We start from the raw sequence: 18,039 nt of genomic DNA on the forward strand, positions 1-18,039 counted from the left end.
CCACCGCGCCGGAGCCTTGCTTTTCCGGCGCGACTTTTCGTGGCTGGAAGGTAGGCTGGGAACATGACAATGGAACACGAACTGGACATCGCGGTGCGCCTGGCGCGGGAAGCCGGCGCAGTGACCGAAGCTTTCCGCGCTCAGGGCTTCAAGGTTGAGCATAAGACCGGGGCCGACGATCCGGTGACCGAGGGCGACCGCGCCGCCTCGGCGCTGCTGATGCGGGAGCTGGCACGGGCTTTTCCGGGCGACGGCCTGCTGTCCGAAGAAGAAGCCGACGCCCCCGAGCGCCTGAGCCGCTCCCGAACCTGGCTGATAGACCCGATTGACGGCACCAAGGAATACGCGGACGGGAGCCCCGATCACTGTGTCTCGCTGGGGCTGGCGGTGGACGGTGAACCGGTGCTGGGGGTGATCTACGCGCCGCAGACAGATGAGCTGTTTGCCGGGGCGGTGGGCCTGGGCGTCACCAAGAACGGTGAGCGGGTGACGCTGCGTGACCACCAGCCCTACGTGATTGCCACCTCGGTGACCGAGACTCGCCGCGAACTGCGTGACCTCCCCTTGCCCGGTATGCGCCCAAGCGGGTCTACCGCCCTGAAACTGGCCCGTATCGCGGCAGGTGAGGCCGACGCCACCTTTACCATGTCGCCCCGCGCCGAGTGGGACATCGCCGCCGGGCACGCGCTGCTGCGGGCGCAGGGCGGCGACCTGACCCGCCGGAATGGACAGCCGGTGCGCTACAACCAGACCCGGCCCTATCTGGAACAGGGCTTCGTGGCCGGACACCCGGCGGCTCTGACCTGGCTGCGCCGCGAGTTGGAGCGGCTGGAGATCCCCAGCGGCGTGCTGTGCCTGGACGCCGACGCCCAAGGCCGGCGCCGCCACGTCCGGGTGACAGGCGGACGCGAACTGGCCTGGCTGGTGACCGGGCCGGGCACGGACGGCCCCGACACGGTGCTGGAGGCTGGCGGCGACGCCTTTCACCTGGAGCGGCTGACCCGCGACGTGCGCCGCGGCAAAGACGCCCTGGGGTGAGCGGGCAGGCCGCCCTATACTGTCCCGCGTGCGTCTGTGCAAGCTCTCGACCCTGAATTACCGCAATCTGTCGCCCGACACGCTGGATTTTCCAGCCGGGGTGACGGGGGTCTGGGGTGAGAACGGCGCTGGCAAGACCAACCTGCTGGAAGCCGCCTATCTGGCCCTGACCGGACGCACCGAGGCAGGCCGCCTAGAGGAGCTGATCTTGGCTGGACAGACCGAGGCCTATGTCCGTGCCGATGTGCTGGAAAGCGGCAGTCTCAGCGTGCAGGAGGTCGGGATCGGGCGGGGCAAGCGGCAACTGAAAGTAGACGGTGTACGAACCCGTAATGGGGATCTGCCGCGTGGCAGCGCCGTGCTGTTTCGCCCCGAGGACTCGGAACTGGTGTTCGGCGCTCCTTCGCAGCGGCGGGGCTACTTGGACTCCTTGCTCAGCCGCCTGAGTGCCCGGTACGCCGAGCAACTCAGCCGCTACGAACGCACCGTGTCTCAGCGCAATGCTGCACTGCGTGAGGGTCAGGACTGGGCCTTGGATGTCTGGGACGAACCGCTGGGCACCCTGGGACGGGGCATCATGGAATTTCGGCAGCGTGCTGCGGGCCGCCTGGAGGAACTGGCGCAAGGAGCCAATGCCGAGCTGGGCAGCCGTAAAACCCTGCGGGTCCAGTTGACCGAGAGTGCCGACCCCGAGCGCTACGTGGAGCAACTGCGCGCCCGCCGTGCCGAGGAACTGGCGCGTGGCCTCACCCTGACGGGGCCACACCGTGACGATCTGGCGTTGTCCTTGGGCGACATGAGCGCCGGAACCTACGCCAGCCGGGGCGAGGGCCGCACGGCTGCACTGGCCCTGCGCTACGCCGAGATGCAGCTCCTCACCGAGCGCTTTGGTGAACCTCCAGTTCTCCTGATTGATGACTGGACCGCCGAACTGGACCCGCAGCGCCGTCAGTTCCTGTTGGACCTTGCGGCGTCGGTGCCGCAAGCCATTGTCACCGGAACCGAGCGTCCACCTGGGGCGGCGTTGCTGCTGCACGCCGCAGCTGGACGCTTCAGTCCGCTTACTGAGGGAAACCGCGATGGACGATAAGCCCTACCGCCAGGGGCCCAGTTTCCGCACCCGTGCCCGCTCCGGCAAGCGCCAGGGTGACCTGCGCAGCGTCGGCGACTTGATGAATGCCACGCTGGGAAAAAATGGGCTGGGTTTCGGGGTGCGCCGCGCCCAGGCCATTTTGATCTGGCCGCAGGCGGTGGGCCCGGAGGTGGCCCGGCTGACCCGCGCCCGGTCCTTTCAGTTCGGCACCCTGCATATCGAGGCGCGGGACTCGGCGGCGGCCCATCACCTCAGCATGCAGCGGCACCATTTCCTGGCGCGGCTGAATGAACTGCTGCGGGCCCAGACTGCGCCCGGTACCGAGCCGGAACTGGTCAGCGAGATTCGCTTCGGAACCGGCTGGGCAGCCGAGAAGCCCTCGGCGGGTGGCGGTGGACCGCTGGCTGGCAGTGTGCTGCCGCCCCTCACCGCTGAGGACCGTGCCCAGGCTGCCCGCGCGGCCCAGGTGGTTGGCGAAGACTTACGCGGCCCCGCCCAGCAGGCTGCCGAGGCAGTGGCCCGCGCCCAACGCTGGCGTGAGCAGCAAGGCTGGACCCCCTGCCCAGTCTGCGAGGTACCCAGCCCACATACGCCGTGTCGCCCGTGTCAGCGCCTGCTGCGTGATCCTCTGATTCGGCGGGCAACCGACGAATTGCTGCGTCAGCCCGAAGCGCTGCGTGGCCTGGAAGATCGGCTGGGCGCCAGTGGTGAGCAGGCGGCCCGTTTTCTGGCTATTGAGGCACTGGAAGGCCAGCTGACGGTACTGGCCCTGGAGTGCGTACAGAGTGGCGGTGCCGAGCAGTACCGCGAGTTCCTGGAGCAACAATGCGGCAAATTGCTGGCGCTGCTGGGCCGCAAGTCAGTGGCTGAGGTAGTGGCAGCGGACTACGCCGGGTTGCCAGGTCCGGTGCGGCAGGTGCTGATGGCAGGCCGCGCGGCTGACCGTCGCCGCTGAAGCCCTAAAGCTTCGCTCAGGACCGGTTTAGAACTTTACAACGTTTGCCCCTGGTGCTGCGGCGTATGGTAGGCCAATGACCGAGCCAGCCACCGGGAGCATTCCACAGGCCCACTTGCCCGACCAGCCCGTGCAGTTGCGTGCGGCGGTCCTGACGGTCAGCGACACCCGGACACCCGAAAACGATCATTCGGGCGCCTTTTTGCGGGCGGCACTGGAGGCCGCTGGGCATCGGGTGCTGGAGACTCGGATCGTGCCCGACGAAGCGCGTGCCATAACCGAGCAGTTGCAGGCCTGGCTGGACGCAGAAGTGGACCTGATTCTCACCACGGGCGGCACGGGCATTACCGGGCGCGACGTGACCATTCCAGCGGTGGAAGCGCTGCTGACCAAGCCACTGCCAGGCTTTGGCGAGCTGTTCCGGATGCTGTCGTATCACGAAGTGGGTGCTGCGGCGATGCTCTCCAGGGCCATAGGTGGCCTGGCTGGACGCAGCCTGATTTTTGCGCTGCCTGGCTCGAAAAATGCGGTTCAGACAGCCTGGGATAGGCTGCTGGTTGGGCAATTGCAACACCTTGCAGCCGAAGTCCATCGGCAAGGCCAGCCCTGATGGAAGAACTGCTCGCCACGCCGTTCTGGACGCGCTTCAATCTATATTTCGTGGCAACCTGGGTGGTCCTGACACTGTACTGGCTGGTTCGGATCGCCTTTGAGGCGCGGCGGCGGCAGCGCCCAGCCGTTACGCTGTGGGCCATTCCCGGGCTGCTGCTGCTGGGTCTGGCTCCGCTGCTGGAAGTCCCAGTGCTGTTTGGGCTAGGTGCAGCCTTGCTGCTTGCGGCAGAATGGTGGCCGCGCTCTTTCGCCCCGGCCACAGGGCGGCCCCAGTGGGTCTGGGGATTGATCCTGGCAGTTCTGGGTGCAGGAACTCTGCTGATTTCTCCTGTCACCTTCCTGAGTGCGTTGGTCGGTACTGGGCTGGCGCTGGGTGGTCTGGCCTGGCTGCTGGCAGGTTTACTCTGGCCCCCGCCACGGCAGGCCCAAACCTGGCTTCCCCCCAGCGTCATGCACAAGGTCCATTCCCCGACCTTCGGGACCGAAGTCCGCTGGCAAGCCGCCCACGTTCCTATCCCGCCCGAGCTGGAGGTCACCCTGGCACAGGGCCATATCCTGCTGCGCAATACGGCGAGTGAGTCGCTCTGGCTGCGGGGTTGGACGCCGGCAGGCCGCAACGCCTTTCGCGCCCTGAACCGGACCATCGACCCCGGCGAGGACCACCGCCTGATCCGCGAGATCGGGCAGGCCGGCGTGCGCGTCTGGTATAGCCCGCCAGACAGCCCGGAAGTGCGCCTGCTGCGGGCAGATTGGACCGAACACGACCAGAGCCGTACCCTGCATTAGACGGACCACCCAGCAGGAGCGGCAAGCCAATCAAAATATCTGCGGCCCAGCTCCGGGACAAGCTTCACGGGACAGCCCGCGCCCCAGCGCGTTACACTGCCGGTCATGGTTGAAGTCGCCGCTGCCCCCACGCTGACAGTGGCGTTTCTGGCTGGGCTGCTCTCATTTCTCAGTCCCTGTGTCTTGCCGCTGGTGCCGTCCTACTTGGGTGTGATCGGCGGCACCCGAGTACCGCTGATCCGGGCACTGGGCTTTATCGCGGGCTTTGGGCTGGTGTTTGTCGCCCTGGGCGCCACCGCCAGTGCGCTGGAAGCCTTGCTGGCGCCGCATAAGATGCTGCTGGGCCGCCTGGCCGGGCTACTGATTATCTTTTTCGGGCTGGTCATGCTGGGTGTGATTCGCCTGCCCTGGCTGATGCGCGATACTCGCGATCTGAGCGGTGCCGACCGCTACGGCCCAGTGGCCCTGGGCGCGGCCTTTGCCTTTGGTTGGAGTCCCTGTCTGGGGCCAGCCCTGGGCAGCATCCTGGGCCTGGCGGCCAGTACGAGTTCGCTTACCCAGGGGGTGTGGCTGCTGCTGACCTACACTGCCGGGTTAGCCGTGCCCTTCTTACTGACCGCCCTCCTATGGGACCGGATCAACCTGCGTGGGCTGAACCGCTATGCCGGAATCTTTGAAAAAGTCGGCGGAGCCTTGCTGGTCGTGTTCGGGCTGCTGATGGTGACTGGATATTTCACTCTACTGTCCAGCTTTTTCTATGAGCTGATGCCGGAGTGGCTACGAATTTGAGCGACCCTGCACCCCAGCTGGAATATGCGGTGCAACTGCGGGATGTCTGGCTGCGCTTGGGCCGGGACGCTGTGCTGCGTGGGGTAAATCTGGATCTTCCGAAGGGCGAACACCTCACACTGCTGGGGGCCAATGGCGCGGGCAAAACCACCTTGCTGCGGGTGCTGGCCTCGGCATTGCGCCCCACGCGGGGGGAGGGCCGTATCCTAGGCTATGACCTGCGCGACAGCCGGGCGGTGCGTGAGCTGGTGCATCTGATGCCAGTAGATGGGGCGCTGTACCCCGATCTGACCTGCGCCGAGAATCTGGCCTTTGCCCTGCGGATGCATGGGCGCAGTATGACAGTGACGGATGCTGCCCTGGCACGGGTGGGCTTAAGTCAAGCTGCGGACCGCCGCACCCGTTTTATCTCGGCGGGCATGCGTAAGCGGCTGGCCCTGGCCCGTGCCTGGACATTGGCACAGCCGCTCACACTGGTGGATGAACCGTTTGCCAATCTGGATGCAGCGGGGCGAAGGCTGGCCCTGGAACTGCTGGGCGACCTGGCCGCAGGGGGAAGCACCCTGGTCATCGCGGCGCACGAGCCTGAACTGGCGGCGCAGTTGGCTCCACGGTCGCTCTACCTCGCAGGCGGCGTGCTATTGGAAGGCGGACCATGAGCGCCCTCAACACCGTCTGGACGGTGGCGGCCAGGGACCTCACCCTGGCTGGGCGCACACGCGATGTACTGCTGGCAACCGCTTTCTATGTGGCGCTGGTTTTGTTGGTGCAGGGGTTTGCGCTGGGCGCGCCGGATGGACGCTCAGCCAGCGCGACAGCCAATCTGGCTGCCGGAGTGGTCTGGACCGCCCTTACGCTGGCCTCGGCAGTCGCCGCAGGCCGCGCTTTCTCCGCGGAGGCTGAAGCCGGAGCCCTGGAACAACTGCTGCTGTATCCAGCGCCTCTGGCCGCGGTGTATCTCGGCAAGTTGCTGGGCGTGCTGCTGCCGCTGCTGCTGATCGGGGCGGCCACACTTCCACTGGGCCTGGGCCTATTCGGCGTCTGGGGTGGTGAAGACCAGCCACCACTGCCCTGGCTCAGTCTGTACGGGGTAATGGCCTTGGGCACAGTTGGCCTGGCCGCCACCAGCACCTTTTACTCCAGCCTGACAGTGAATCTCCGCGCCCGCGAAGCGCTGCTGCCTGCGCTAGCCTTTCCCCTGTTGATTCCCCTGGTGATCGCCCTGGTACGTATCACCGCCACGCTGCTTTCGGGCGGATGGACGGCTGAAGCATGGGCCTGGGCGGCTTTCCTGTTGGCCTTCAATATAGGAACGTTGGTGCTGGCTGCTTGGCTGTTTCCATACGCCGTGGAAGGGTAACACATCTTAACGCCACATCTTGCTCTGTAATTCGTATATTAGATCTGGGTCCAAAGAGAACCGGGCTTGCTCTAGGCCACCCGGCTCTCGTTCACCGTTTACTTCAGAGCGCCATGCTCATGCAGGTATTCTGCGATCTGTACTGCGTTCAGCGCCGCACCTTTCAGTAGTTGATCGCCCGCCACAAACAGCTCGATGCCCTGGTCGAATACCAGGCTCTGGCGAATACGCCCCACTTCCACATCGTATTTGCCCGTCGCAGTGAGTGGCATGGGGTACACCTTCTGCGCTACATCGTCGCGAACTTCAACCCCGGCAGCCTGAGCCAGCAGCTCCCGCACTTCCTCAGGGGTGGCAGGGCGCTCCAGCTCCAACGTAATCGCCTCGGCGTGAGTACGTTGGGTGGGAATCCGCACCGCCGTGCAGCTGACTTTCAGCGATTCGTCCCCGAAGATCTTGCGGGTTTCCCAGACCACCTTCATTTCCTCTTTGGTGTAGCCGTTGTCCTGGAAAGCGTCAATGTGCGGAATGACGTTGAACGAGATCGGGTGTACGAAGGCACTGGGAGCCAGCGTTTCGCCGCTCAGCTCGGCACGGGTCTGCTCCAGCAGCTCTTCAATGCCCTTCTGACCCGCGCCACTGGTGGCCTGGTAGGTGCTCACGATCATGCGCTTCAGGCCGTACTTTTGGTAAATCGGGTACACGGCGACCGCGGCAATGGCCGTGGTGCAGTTGGGATTGGCGATGATGCCCTGATGCTTCAGCGCCGCCTCACCATTCACTTCGGGGACGACCAGCGGTACCTGGGGGTCGTAGCGGAACGCGCTGGAGTTATCAATGACCACCGAGCCGCCCTCAACCCATTTGGGGGCCATCTCCAGACTGATACTGCCGCCTGCCGAAGCCAGAATGACGTCTGCTGGAATCGCGCCTTTGGGCATGGCCTGAATGGTGAGCGTCTCGCCCCGGAAGTCCATTTGCTTGCCTGCCGAACGCGGGCTGGCGTACAGCTGCAACTCGTCTATGGGCAGGCGGCTGCCCTCAAGGACTTTCATCAATTCATGGCCGACCGCTCCGGTGGCACCAACAATTGCCAGTTTCATGCACCCAGACTAAAGCAAATCTCAGGGCCAGCCTCACCCTGGGAACGTGGACTAATCCGTGACACGCCAGGGCAGTTCACCTAGACTGGACTGGATGCCAAATCTTTGTGATGTCAAGGCGCATCTGCGCCCCTGGGAGATCCGTTGACCGCGCCCGAACAGCCCGTGACCACGCCGCCCACGGCAGATGCGCCCCAGAGCGCTGAGCAGGTCACCCTGAACATCGAACTGGAGGGCCGTGAGCAGGCCCTGGCCCTGCTAGGGACTGGCGACGAGAACCTGCGCCTGATGCGTCAGCTCTCCCCTGCTCAGCTGCACGCCCGCGGCGGCACAGTGCAGATCAGCGGCACAGCCGAACAGGTCCAGGCCGCTGAAACCATGATTCGCGACGCCTTGGAAGTGATTCGCCGGGGCGGTGAACTGACGCCCGATCATCTGCGCCGGAGCGCCCGCCTCAGCGGTGAAGGCCGCTCGCTGGCTGCCGAAACCGAAGTCCGTGGCCTCAGCCTGCCGCGTGGCCTCAAAGCCAAGACCCCGGGTCAGAAGGAATACCTGGAAAAAATTGAGCGGAGTGACATCGTGTTCGGGGTCGGTCCTGCCGGGACTGGTAAGACCTATCTGGCCGTAGCGATGGCAGTCCAGGCCCTCAAGACCAAAAAGGTCAAACGCATCATCCTAACTCGCCCCGCAGTTGAGGCCGGCGAGCGCCTGGGCTTCTTGCCCGGCGACCTTCAGGCCAAGATTGATCCTTATCTGCGCCCACTATACGACGCGCTGTATGACATGCTGGACCAGGAAAAGTTCGAGTCTTATTTGCAAAGCGGCGTGATTGAAGTGGCCCCACTGGCCTTTATGCGCGGACGCACGCTGAACGACGCCTTCGTGATTCTGGACGAGGCCCAGAACACCACCGGCGAACAGATGAAGATGTTCTTGACCCGCATGGGCTTCAGCAGCAAAGTGGTCGTGACCGGGGACGTGACCCAGATTGACCTGCCGCGTCACGTGACCAGTGGTCTGGCGGTCGCCAAGCGCGTGCTGACTCCCATTGAGGGCATCGGCTGGCACGAGTTCACGGATGTGGATGTGGTCCGTCACCCACTGGTCGGTCAGATCATCAAGGCCTATCAGGCTGCTGAAGACGCCGAGGACGACCGCCGCGCTGCCCGCCGGGGTGACCTGGCTCAGGTACAGGAAGAGGAGCTGGACCAACCGCTGTCGGAAGGTTGAATCAACCCGTCAAAGCAAGGCCACTCCGATTGGAGGTGGCCTTTTTCAGTCACGGCAGCGAAAAGGCCTGAAGGCACTTGGCCATCAGACCCTTAGGCAAACTAAAACTTATTTGGCGTCAGCGTAGCGCTTGGCGACTTCGTCCCAGTTGACGACGTTCCAGAAGGCCTTGAGGTAATCAGGACGCTTGTTCTGGTAGTTCAGGTAGTAAGCGTGCTCCCACACGTCCACACCCAGAATCGGGGTGCCGCTGGTGCCCGCGACGGCCTCGCCCATCAGGGGGTTGTCCTGGTTGGCCGTGCTTACTACGTCCAGCTGGCCGTCCTTGACGACCAGCCAGGCCCAACCACTGCCAAAGCGGGTTTTGGCGGCTTCTTCGAACTTCTCCTTGAAGGCGTCGAAGGAGCCGAAGGCGCTTTCAATGGCCTGCATCAGTTCACCGCTCGGCTGACCGCCCTGGCCGCTGCCCATCACCTGCCAGAACAAGCTGTGGTTGGCGTGGCCGCCGGCATTGTTACGCACAGCGCCCTTTTTTTCGGCGGGGACAGCCTCCAAGTTCCTAATGACTTCCAACACATCCTTGTCGGCCAGGTCGGTGCCTTCCAGTGCCTTGTTGGCGTTGTCCACGTAGGCCTGGTGGTGCTTGGTGTGATGGATTTCCATGGTGCGGGCATCAATATGCGGTTCCAGAGCGTCATAAGCGTAGGGCAGCTGAGGAAGTTCAAAAGCCATAAATTCATCTCCTTTTTGGCAGAAGGGATTGGTTTCCAAAAGATTGTTCTGCCTGATGATTGGCCTCAGTCTAGCGGGTCAACCCACCTGCTGGCCAGGAAGGTCTAGAGAGCCTTAATTTATTAGTCTGAGCGAAAAAGCGGGCGGTGCGCTATGGTATGAGACGTGACCACCGAAGCTGGACCCCAGGGCGGCCGAACTGCCATTCGCCTTTTACAGGGCTATCTCTGGCATCCCCGTGACCTGGACCTTGATCTGGACGCTTATTTGCCCCGCGAACTGGACGAGGCCAATGTACTGTGGGACGAGATAGACCCCCCTTTCGCCTTTTTCGACAACGGCGAGCCTTCTGCCGGGCAATTGTTTTACCAGTTCACGGTCCTGCGCGTGTACGACGAGCGCCCCTCTGCCGAGGAGTTGCATGACGACGCGCAGGCGGCCAGTCAGGCGCTGGAGCCACTGTTGCAGGCCACCCCACAGGGTCTAGGCTGGCAGCTGATGGAAGACCTGCGCGAACTGTAGAGACGCGCCGCCCGCATGACGCAGCTACCGTTACCCCTCCCCTGGCTGGATCTACTGACCGAAGGCGACGCCCACCCGCGTCGTTTCTGGGCAGAGCAGGATCTGACCGATCATCTGCGCCGGGCCGAGCGTCTCGCGCCTGAGGCCACTGCGCAGTTGCTGGCAGAAGGACAGACTGGGCCACCTCTGGCGCGGCGTAGCTATCGCCTGAGAGGAACGGTCCGGAGTTCATCCAGCGATTGAACTGGATTCGGCACCTACCACAGAGCATCTCACCTTGCTGAGGCCACCTCCCGACAACTGGTGGGACGAGTTTCATACTCGACTGGGCGCTGTTGTGTTTCACCGCAGCCTCGGTACCGGAGTAAACGGTTCTCAACGCGAGCGACTTAGCCTAAGTGGCCCTAGCCCAGAGGTGGGCGCCTTGCGTGACTGGGTGCTCCGCTCATGCATGGCCAGAGACATCGGGGTGGTGACGGTTTAAGCATCCGTACTTTTTGCCTCCGACTCTCTGCGCTACCCTGGAACCGTGTCAGACCTCAGTCTCAGACCCCGCCGCCTGCGCCGCACTCCCGCGATTCGCCGGATGGTTCAGGAAATCCAACTTTCACCCGCCGATCTGATTCATCCCATCTTCGTGCATGAGGGCAGGGACGTCACTGAAATTCGGACCATGCCGGGCGTGCAACGTCATACCTTTGAGAGCGCCGTAGAGCAGGCGCAGCAAGCGCAGGCGCTGGGGATTCCGGCGGTCATTCTGTTTGGCATCCCTGACCATAAGGACGCTGGGGGTTCGCAGGCCTATGCCCAGGAGGGCGTGATTCAGCAAGCAACCCGCGCCATCAAGGCCACCGCGCCCGACCTGGCCGTCATCGCCGATACCTGCCTGTGTGAGTACACGGACCACGGTCACTGCGGCCATCTGGTTCAGGACGCGGGACAGTGGACGGTAGACAACGACAGTTCCCTGGAGCTGCTGGCCCGTACTGCGGTATCGCAGGCAGATGCCGGGGCCGATCTCATTGCGCCCAGCGCCATGATGGACGGACAAATCACCGCCATTCGCCGGGCACTGGACGCGGCAGGCCACGCCCAAGTCCCAGTCATGAGCTACGCCGTCAAATACGCCAGTGCCTACTACGGCCCCTTCCGCGAGGCGGCGGGCAGTGCGCCCAGCGTAGGGGACCGCGCCACTTATCAGATGAACCCGGCGGGAGGCTACCGCGAGGCGCTGCACGAGGCGGCCCTGGACGCCGAGCAGGGCGCGGACTTCCTGATGGTCAAGCCCGCCCTGGCTTACCTTGACGTGCTGCGGCAACTGCGCGATCACTTTGACCTGCCGCTGGTGGCCTACAACGTGAGCGGTGAATACTCGCTGGTCAAGGCCGCCGCGCAGGCTGGGTATATGGATGAACGCCGCACCGTCTTGGAAACACTGGGCGCGATGAAACGGGCCGGGGCCGATACCATCCTGACTTATCACGCGTTAGATGCCGCCCGTTGGATGAAGGAGGGCTGAAATGAGTGATCCTATCCGGGTAGATTGGGTGGTCACAGCGCTGTGGCCGGGACGGTTGGGGCTGACCTTCGCACCCGGCAAGAAAGGCCCCAGTCAGGTGCAACCCGGCGTCCAGCATGACCGCGACCTCGCTGAAGACTTCCGTGCCCTGCGCCGTCAGGGCATGACCCGACTGGTTTCGCTGCTGGAGCCGCACGAATACGAGCTGCTGGGCCTTACCGATTACGCCGAGCAGGCAAAGGCACAGGACATTGAAATTATCTCTTACCCCGTGCGCGATGTCTCAGTACCGGAGGACCTGGCTTCCTTTCACAAAATGGTTGACCGGGTCCTGTCGGAACTGCTGGACGGTGAGCGGGTGGTGATTCACTGCCGGGGGGGCCGGGGCCGGGCTGGGACCCTCGCTGCCTGCCTCCTGGTTCAGATGGGCATGGAGGCCGACGCAGCCATTGAGCGCGTCCGCCAGGCCCGGGAAGCCGCTGTAGAAACCCGCCAGCAATACGCCTTTATTGAGCGTTTTGGAGAGCCAGATGCTCCTATGCAAGGAGGCCAATCATGATTACTGTTACCAACCGCATTTTTGTCAGCCCCGAGTACCATGACCAGTTTGAGGCCCGCTTTCGTGACCGCGCTGGATTGGTGGACGGTATGGACGGCTTTATCGCCAATCAGGTCCTGCGCCCCACCGCCGAGGGTGACCCTTTCATTGTGCTGACCTTCTGGCGGGACCGAGCAGCGTTCGAAGCCTGGACACAGTCGGATGCCTTCCGGCAGGGGCATGCCCGCTCAGGCAGTCTGCCCCAGGAGGCTTTCAGTGGCCCCAACAAGTTGGAGGTGCACGAGGTGGTGCAAGTCAGCGGCAAGGTGGAGTAGCCGCCCGCAGACAACAATGCGCCTAAATCAAAACCACCACGGAACGCTCCGTGGTGGTTTTTACTCCGCTTACAGGAGTAATACTGTGCTTTAGGCCTGTGAGTACATCACCGAGCGCTTGACTTGCTCAATCAGTTCAGTGATCGGGATTTCACGGGGGCAAGCCTCAGTGCAGTTGTAGGCGGTGCGGCAGCGCCAGACGCCCGTGTTCTGGTTCATCAGGCCCAGACGCTGCTGGGTGGCCTCGTCGCGGCTGTCGAAGATAAAGCGGTGGGCCTGCACAATGGAGGCTGGGCCTAGGTAGCTCCCATTGGCCCAGAAGATCGGGCAGGAGGTGGTGCAGCACGCGCACAGGATGCAGTTGCTGGAGTGCGCCATCAGTTCGGCGTGCTCAGGCGACTGCAGACGCTCGCGGGCGGGAGCAGGCGATTCGTTGATGAAGTAAGGCATGATCGCCTTATAGGAGTCGAAGAACGGCTCCATATCCACCACCAGGTCTTTTTCGACCTTCAGGCCCCGGATCGGCTCAACGGTGAGCGTGCCGCCATCTTTGACGACATCGCGTACCAGGCTTTTGCAGGCCAGGCGGTTGCGGCCATTGATCAGCATGGCGTCGCTGCCGCAGATGCCGTGCCCGCACGACCGGCGGAAGTTCAGCGTGTTATCCACAAACCATTTGACATGGTGCAACACATCCAGCACGCGGTCGGTCGGAGCCACTTCCACGGGGTAGCTTTCCCAGTGCTGCTTTTTGTCCTTTTCAGGGTCGAAACGTAGGATCTTGACCGTAATGTTCATTTATCACTCCCTGACGAGATGACGAGAAATCAGTAAACGCGGGCCTTGGGCTCGAAGGAGCGAGTATAGCCCTTGAGCGCCACCGGCTTGTAGCCGATCAGCACATTGCCATCATTGTTCATATCCTTGTAGGCCATGGTGTGCTTGAGCCAGTTCTTGTCGTCGCGGGTCGTGTAGTCCTCGCGCTCGTGGGCACCGCGCGACTCGGTGCGGTTCACCGCACTGGCGGTCATCGCCTCGGCACAGTCCAGCAAGAAACCCAGCTCCACAGCATCAATCAAGTCACCGTTGAATTTGGCGCTCACATCGGCTACGCCGACATTTTGGTAGCGCGCTTTCAGCTCCTTGAGGATTTCGACCTGTTTTTCCATGTCGGGACCGTTGCGGAAGATACCCACATTGTTCATCATGGTTTCCTGCAACTCTTTGCGGATGGCGGCCGCATTTTCCTTGCCGCTGCTGTTCTTCAGACCTGCAATCAGCTCACGGGTTTCGGCTTCGGGGTCTTCGCCCAGGCGTCCATAATCCGCGTCACGGGCATATTTGGCGGCCGAGATACCAGCGCGGCGACCAAAGACCACCAGGTCGCCCAGGCTGTTGGTGCCCAGGCGGTTGGCGCCGTGGAGGCTGACGCAGGCTTGCTCGCCAGCGGCGTAGAGGCCCTCAACCTTGCCGCCTGCGCCGTCGGTGAGGCACTGGCCGTCAATGTCGGTGGGAATGCCGCCCATCGCGTAGTGGGCCGTGGGCTGCACCAGCACCATTTCCTTGAGGGGGTCCAGGCCCAGGTAGGTGCGGGCCAGGTCAGTAATCTCGGCCAGCTTGCCTTCCACCGTTTCACGCGGCAGGTGAGTCAGGTCAATGTAGATCGCGTCCTTATCGAGGCCTACGCCACGTCCTTCACGGATCTCGGTGATCATGCTGCGGGCCACAATGTCACGCGGTGCCAGGTCCCTGATGGTCGGCGCGTAACGCTCCATGAAGCGCTCATGGCTGTCGTTCCGCAGAATGCCGCCTTCACCGCGAATACCTTCAGTGACCAGGATGCCCAGTTTGCTCAGGCCGGTGGGGTGGAACTGGTAGAACTCCATGTCTTCCAGTGGCAGACCCTTGCGGTAGTAGATGCTCATCAGGTCGCCGGTCAGGGTGTAGGCGTTAGAGGTGATTTTAAAGACGCGGCCATAACCACCCGCTGCCAGAATCACGGCTTTGGCGTGGAAGGTGTGGATTTCGCCAGTCGCCAGCTCGTAGGCTACGACGCCCTTGCAGCGCCCGTCTTCGATCAGCAGATCGAACACGTGGAATTCGTTGTAGAAGGTGGTGCCGTTTTTGACGTTCTGCTGGTACAGGGTCTGCAGAATCATGTGACCGGTGCGGTCTTTGGCGTAACAGGCCCGCTCCACGGCGGCCTTACCGAACTCGCGGGTATGACCCCCGAATTTACGCTGGGCGATGGTGCCGTCCGCCTCGCGCGAAAAAGGCAGGCCCATGTGTTCCAGCTCGATCACGGCGTCCACGATGTCTTTGGAAAACACCTCGGCAGCGTCTTGGTCGGTCAGGTAGTCGCCGCCCTTAATGGTGTCGAACATGTGCCATTCCCAGTGGTCCTCGCCTACGTTGCCCAAAGAGGCCCCGATACCGCCCTGCGCCGCTCCGGTGTGAGAGCGGGTGGGGTACAGCTTGGAGACACAGGCCACCGACACATTGCCCTTGGCAGCGTAGAGGGCAGCCATCAGACCGGCGCCGCCGGCCCCGACCACCACCACGTCATAACGATGTTGCATTGTCACTTCCTTTGAAGATCAGTTGAATGAAAACTTGTGGCCCGAACGTCGGGCCAGGTCCGTCAGATAGAGAACAGACCCACGGTGCCCAGCGCATAAATCAGCGCAGCAATGGAAAAGACAATCATCTTGATCCAGGCCCGGTTGGGGTTGGAACGGATGTAATCTTCCATGACGTAGCGGGCGCCGTTCATGCCGTGCAACATGGTCAGGGTCAGGATCAGCCAGTCGTACAGCTTCCAGGCGGGGTTGCTCAGCTTGGCGACTACGGCATGGTAGGTCGCGTCCGACTCCGACACCTGGATAAAAGTCATGTAGATGTGGCCTAGCACCAGGAAAATCAGGATCAGGCCGCTGACCCGCATGAAAATCCACCAGTTCAGCTCGGCGTTGTTATGGGACTGCGCCTTGGCGTCCATAAATGTGCGTGCGCGGATCATCAGTAGCCTCCCAGGATCCGGGGAATGTTCATCCAGGCAGTGTAGAGGGTGATCAGCGCCGTGATGACCAAGACACCGTACCAGGTCTGACGCTGATAGGCCACGCCCCAGCCGGTAAAGTCCATGGCCATGATCCGCAGGCCATTAAAGGCGTGATAAGCCACACCCGCCGTGACCAGAATCAGGCCGATACGGAAAGGCCATAGGTCATACAGGTGGTGAACTCGCATATAAGCTTCTTCACCAAAGATGATCAGGCTGATGCTCACCACGTGCAGCAAAAAGTAGGCCAGGATCGCCAGGCCGGACAGACGGTGTAGAAAAAAGGCCCACTGACCTTCTCTTCCCTTGTACATTCACTTCCTCCTCAATGTGGCCAGGGAACAGAGCTGTATACCTGGGAAAACCTGCGGCTCCCCCACACACACCGCACTGACACCCCGGCTCTGCAGCTCCTGTTATGCAGAAGCCAATGCCTCCGAGTTGACCGTCGGGTCAGTCGCCCTAGACTAGCACCAATATGCGCTTAGCAGACCGTTGACTCCACACCTTCTACTCCCTGTTCCTCAGCACTGGACAGGGCCGGAAGCTCCGGGGTGTGGTCGCGGATCAGACCGCCGCCCAGCAGACGGTCCCCGTCATAGAGCACCGCGCTTTGGCCGGGCGCCACCGCAAACTGCGGCTCGTCGAAACGCAGACGAAATCCATGCTCATCAGCGTGCAGCAAGGTGGCACCGACCGGAGCCGTGCGGTAACGGACCTGCACCTGCAGCCGCTGCGGCAACTCGGACAGGTCCACCAGGTAGTTGGCACTGTCTGCTTCCAGCCCGTCCCAGAGGCAATCCTCATGGTCGCCCACCCAGACCGTCTGGGTCTGCGGGTCCAGATGAACCACATGCCGCACCCGGTGCGACTGAAAAAGGCCCAGCCCCTTTTTCTGACCTAGGGTGTAGAACTGCGTGCCCAGGTGTTCTCCGACGATCTCGCCGGTGCGGATTTCGCGGATGTGACCCTGTACCCGTGGCAAATGCTCGGCCACGAAATCCTGAACCTTGCCCGGGACGAAGCAGATGTTCTGGCTTTCGGGTTTCTGGGCCGTCAGCAGGCCGCGTTCAGCGGCGATTTCGCGCACCCGCGGTTTTTCCAGTTCGCCCACCGGAAAAAGGATGTACGGCAGCGCGTCACGGGGCGTGCCCCACAGAAAGTAGGTCTGGTCCTTGCGGGGATCGTCGCCCCGGTGAAACTCCACCTCGCCGCGCTCGTTCTCTACCCGCTTCACGTAGTGACCGGTCGCCACATACTGACAGCCCAGCATCTTGGCTTTTTTGACCAGCTCGTCGAATTTGACCTTGGTGTTGCAATTGACGCAGGGATTGGGGGTGCGGCCACGCGAATATTCATCAATAAAGGGGCCGACGATGTGCCGCTGGAACTGCTCGCGGTAGTCCAGCAGGTAAAACGGCACGCCCACCTGCTCGGCCACCCGGCGGGCTTCGTAGGCGGCGTCAGGCGAGCAGCAGGAATCGAAGGTATCTACCCGCTTATCGTCGGGCCAGAAGCGCATCATGGCGCCCACCACCGAGTAACCCTGATCCTTAAGCAGCGCCGCTGTCACGCTGGAATCCACCCCACCCGACATCGCACACAGGACACGGGGGGCAGTTGAAGTGGCAGCACTCGGCGCAGTCATAGCGCCCTAGCCTAACAGTGCCAGGGTTGGGCCCGCCGTGATCCACCTCACGGGGAGGCGACGCCCGCAAGTGCCTGCCGCGCACAGCGGTAAGGCAAGGCCGTTATGATGGTGCGGTGAATCACGTGTCCGCCGAAGCTGCCCAGCCCCCCAGAATCACCGATACGCGCCAGCGCATCCTGCACGAAGCGGGAGCATTGTTTGTGGCACACGGCTATCACGGGGTGTCTATGCGTGAAGTGGCGCAGGCGGTCGGTGTGACCAAGCCTGCGCTCTATCACCACTACGCCGACAAGGAAACCCTCTTTGTGGCGATTCTGGAATACTCGCTGGGTGATTTGCGGGAAATCATCCAGGCGATGCAGACCGAAGGGGACCTGCGCGGGCAACTGGGAGTCCTGGTCGGCCGCCTGCTGGCCCAGCGCCCAGATCACTGGGTGGGTCTGCAACTGGCCGCCGAACTGAAGCACATTGCGCCGGAGCGCCGCGCCGACTTTGAAGGGAACTACCGCCGGGTCTGGCTGGGTGGCCTGGGACAGATGATCGCTCAGGCGGTAGAGCGCGGCGAACTCCGCACTGACCTCTCCCCAGCCGATCTGACGCGGGGGCTGATGGGTATTCTTTATCCGTTGGTTTCCGGCCCGGCTCATCCTGGGCGCGAGGCAGTTGGATCCGCCCTGCTAAGTATCTTCCTTGAAGGTGCCGCGCCGCGCTGAGC

At 62.7% G+C, this 18,039-nt stretch carries 22 protein-coding genes; 15 read left to right on the forward strand and 7 right to left on the reverse strand.

Annotated elements, in window-relative coordinates; genetic code table 11:
• Window positions 1–63: 63 nt before the first annotated feature.
• The 8 genes from LMT64_RS04465 to LMT64_RS04500 all read left to right on the forward strand — a co-directional run bounded on the left by LMT64_RS04465 (window position 64) and on the right by LMT64_RS04500 (window position 6,633).
• Window positions 64–1,038 carry a 3'(2'),5'-bisphosphate nucleotidase CysQ family protein gene (locus LMT64_RS04465; RefSeq protein ID WP_126351688.1) on the forward strand — a complete coding sequence of 325 codons (975 nt, stop codon included), beginning with the start codon at window positions 64–66 and terminating at the stop codon, window positions 1,036–1,038.
• Window positions 1,039–1,057: 19 nt separating this feature from the next.
• Complete coding sequence (gene recF, locus LMT64_RS04470; RefSeq protein ID WP_126351689.1) at window positions 1,058–2,128, forward strand: DNA replication/repair protein RecF; 1,071 nt, start codon at window positions 1,058–1,060, stop codon at window positions 2,126–2,128.
• A complete protein-coding gene (locus LMT64_RS04475) occupies window positions 2,118–3,086 on the forward strand; it encodes a DUF721 domain-containing protein (protein WP_229253388.1) in 969 nt (322 codons plus the stop codon). Before recF ends, LMT64_RS04475 begins: the two co-directional genes overlap by 11 nt.
• Before the next feature lie 76 nt (window positions 3,087–3,162).
• Window positions 3,163–3,696 carry a MogA/MoaB family molybdenum cofactor biosynthesis protein gene (locus LMT64_RS04480; RefSeq protein ID WP_126351690.1) on the forward strand — a complete coding sequence of 178 codons (534 nt, stop codon included), beginning with the start codon at window positions 3,163–3,165 and terminating at the stop codon, window positions 3,694–3,696.
• Window positions 3,696–4,484 carry a hypothetical protein gene (locus tag LMT64_RS04485; RefSeq protein WP_126351691.1) on the forward strand — a complete coding sequence of 263 codons (789 nt, stop codon included), beginning with the start codon at window positions 3,696–3,698 and terminating at the stop codon, window positions 4,482–4,484. Before LMT64_RS04480 ends, LMT64_RS04485 begins: the two co-directional genes overlap by 1 nt.
• 105 nt (window positions 4,485–4,589) lie before the next feature.
• Entirely contained in the window at window positions 4,590–5,273 is a 684-nt protein-coding gene (locus LMT64_RS04490) for a cytochrome c biogenesis CcdA family protein (protein ID WP_229253389.1), read from the forward strand.
• Entirely contained in the window at window positions 5,270–5,932 is a 663-nt protein-coding gene (locus tag LMT64_RS04495) for an ATP-binding cassette domain-containing protein (protein WP_126351758.1), read from the forward strand. The genes LMT64_RS04490 and LMT64_RS04495 overlap by 4 nt, the downstream gene beginning before the upstream one ends.
• Window positions 5,929–6,633 (forward strand): heme exporter protein CcmB, encoded by a 705-nt coding sequence (locus LMT64_RS04500; protein ID WP_229253390.1) that lies wholly within the window; start codon window positions 5,929–5,931, stop codon window positions 6,631–6,633. The genes LMT64_RS04495 and LMT64_RS04500 overlap by 4 nt, the downstream gene beginning before the upstream one ends.
• A gap of 98 nt (window positions 6,634–6,731) precedes the next feature.
• On the opposite strand, the gene LMT64_RS04505 is transcribed toward LMT64_RS04500, so the two are convergent.
• Entirely contained in the window at window positions 6,732–7,736 is a 1,005-nt protein-coding gene (locus LMT64_RS04505; RefSeq protein WP_126351694.1) for an aspartate-semialdehyde dehydrogenase, read from the reverse strand.
• Window positions 7,737–7,952: 216 nt separating this feature from the next.
• On the opposite strand from LMT64_RS04505, the gene LMT64_RS04510 reads away from it, so the two are divergent.
• On the forward strand, window positions 7,953–8,966 hold the full coding sequence (locus tag LMT64_RS04510) for a PhoH family protein (protein WP_229253434.1): 1,014 nt from the start codon (window positions 7,953–7,955) through the stop codon (window positions 8,964–8,966).
• Window positions 8,967–9,074: 108 nt separating this feature from the next.
• Here the strand turns inward: LMT64_RS04510 and sodA are convergent, their stop codons facing one another.
• Window positions 9,075–9,698 (reverse strand): superoxide dismutase [Mn], encoded by a 624-nt coding sequence (gene sodA, locus LMT64_RS04515; protein WP_126351695.1) that lies wholly within the window; start codon window positions 9,696–9,698, stop codon window positions 9,075–9,077.
• A 165-nt stretch (window positions 9,699–9,863) separates the two neighbouring features.
• Between sodA and LMT64_RS04520 the strand changes: the two genes are divergently transcribed.
• The 5 genes from LMT64_RS04520 to LMT64_RS04540 all read left to right on the forward strand — a co-directional run bounded on the left by LMT64_RS04520 (window position 9,864) and on the right by LMT64_RS04540 (window position 12,612).
• Entirely contained in the window at window positions 9,864–10,220 is a 357-nt protein-coding gene (locus tag LMT64_RS04520; protein WP_126351696.1) for a DUF3208 domain-containing protein, read from the forward strand.
• A 15-nt stretch (window positions 10,221–10,235) separates the two neighbouring features.
• On the forward strand, window positions 10,236–10,463 hold the full coding sequence (locus LMT64_RS04525) for a hypothetical protein (protein WP_126351697.1): 228 nt from the start codon (window positions 10,236–10,238) through the stop codon (window positions 10,461–10,463).
• 286 nt (window positions 10,464–10,749) lie between these two features.
• Window positions 10,750–11,739: a porphobilinogen synthase gene (gene hemB / locus LMT64_RS04530; RefSeq protein ID WP_267869775.1), complete on the forward strand. Its 990-nt coding sequence runs from the start codon at window positions 10,750–10,752 to the stop codon at window positions 11,737–11,739.
• A gap of 1 nt (window position 11,740) precedes the next feature.
• Window positions 11,741–12,298 carry a cyclin-dependent kinase inhibitor 3 family protein gene (locus LMT64_RS04535; RefSeq protein WP_126351699.1) on the forward strand — a complete coding sequence of 186 codons (558 nt, stop codon included), beginning with the start codon at window positions 11,741–11,743 and terminating at the stop codon, window positions 12,296–12,298.
• A complete protein-coding gene (locus LMT64_RS04540; protein ID WP_126351700.1) occupies window positions 12,295–12,612 on the forward strand; it encodes an antibiotic biosynthesis monooxygenase family protein in 318 nt (105 codons plus the stop codon). Before LMT64_RS04535 ends, LMT64_RS04540 begins: the two co-directional genes overlap by 4 nt.
• A 90-nt stretch (window positions 12,613–12,702) precedes the next feature.
• On the opposite strand, the gene LMT64_RS04545 is transcribed toward LMT64_RS04540, so the two are convergent.
• The 5 genes from LMT64_RS04545 to mnmA form a co-directional block, all read right to left on the reverse strand.
• The gene (locus LMT64_RS04545) at window positions 12,703–13,410 is read right to left on the reverse strand and encodes a succinate dehydrogenase iron-sulfur subunit (RefSeq protein WP_126351701.1); all 708 of its coding nucleotides are present in this window, start codon (window positions 13,408–13,410) and stop codon (window positions 12,703–12,705) included.
• A gap of 29 nt (window positions 13,411–13,439) precedes the next feature.
• Window positions 13,440–15,191, reverse strand: coding sequence for a succinate dehydrogenase flavoprotein subunit (gene sdhA, locus LMT64_RS04550; protein WP_229253391.1), 1,752 nt, complete (start codon window positions 15,189–15,191; stop codon window positions 13,440–13,442).
• A 62-nt stretch (window positions 15,192–15,253) separates the two neighbouring features.
• Window positions 15,254–15,631, reverse strand: coding sequence for a succinate dehydrogenase, hydrophobic membrane anchor protein (sdhD, locus tag LMT64_RS04555; RefSeq protein WP_126351703.1), 378 nt, complete (start codon window positions 15,629–15,631; stop codon window positions 15,254–15,256).
• A complete protein-coding gene (gene sdhC / locus LMT64_RS04560; RefSeq protein WP_126351704.1) occupies window positions 15,631–15,987 on the reverse strand; it encodes a succinate dehydrogenase, cytochrome b556 subunit in 357 nt (118 codons plus the stop codon). Before sdhC ends, sdhD begins: the two co-directional genes overlap by 1 nt.
• Before the next feature lie 170 nt (window positions 15,988–16,157).
• The gene (mnmA, locus tag LMT64_RS04565; protein ID WP_126351705.1) at window positions 16,158–17,321 is read right to left on the reverse strand and encodes a tRNA 2-thiouridine(34) synthase MnmA; all 1,164 of its coding nucleotides are present in this window, start codon (window positions 17,319–17,321) and stop codon (window positions 16,158–16,160) included.
• Between the two features lie 116 nt (window positions 17,322–17,437).
• Here mnmA and LMT64_RS04570 point away from each other — a divergent pair, with 116 nt between their 5' ends.
• A complete protein-coding gene (locus tag LMT64_RS04570) occupies window positions 17,438–18,037 on the forward strand; it encodes a TetR/AcrR family transcriptional regulator (RefSeq protein WP_267869776.1) in 600 nt (199 codons plus the stop codon).
• The last annotated feature ends 2 nt before the right edge of the window (window positions 18,038–18,039 follow it).

The organism is Deinococcus radiophilus (assembly GCF_020889625.1).
Lineage (GTDB): Bacteria > Deinococcota > Deinococci > Deinococcales > Deinococcaceae > Deinococcus > Deinococcus radiophilus.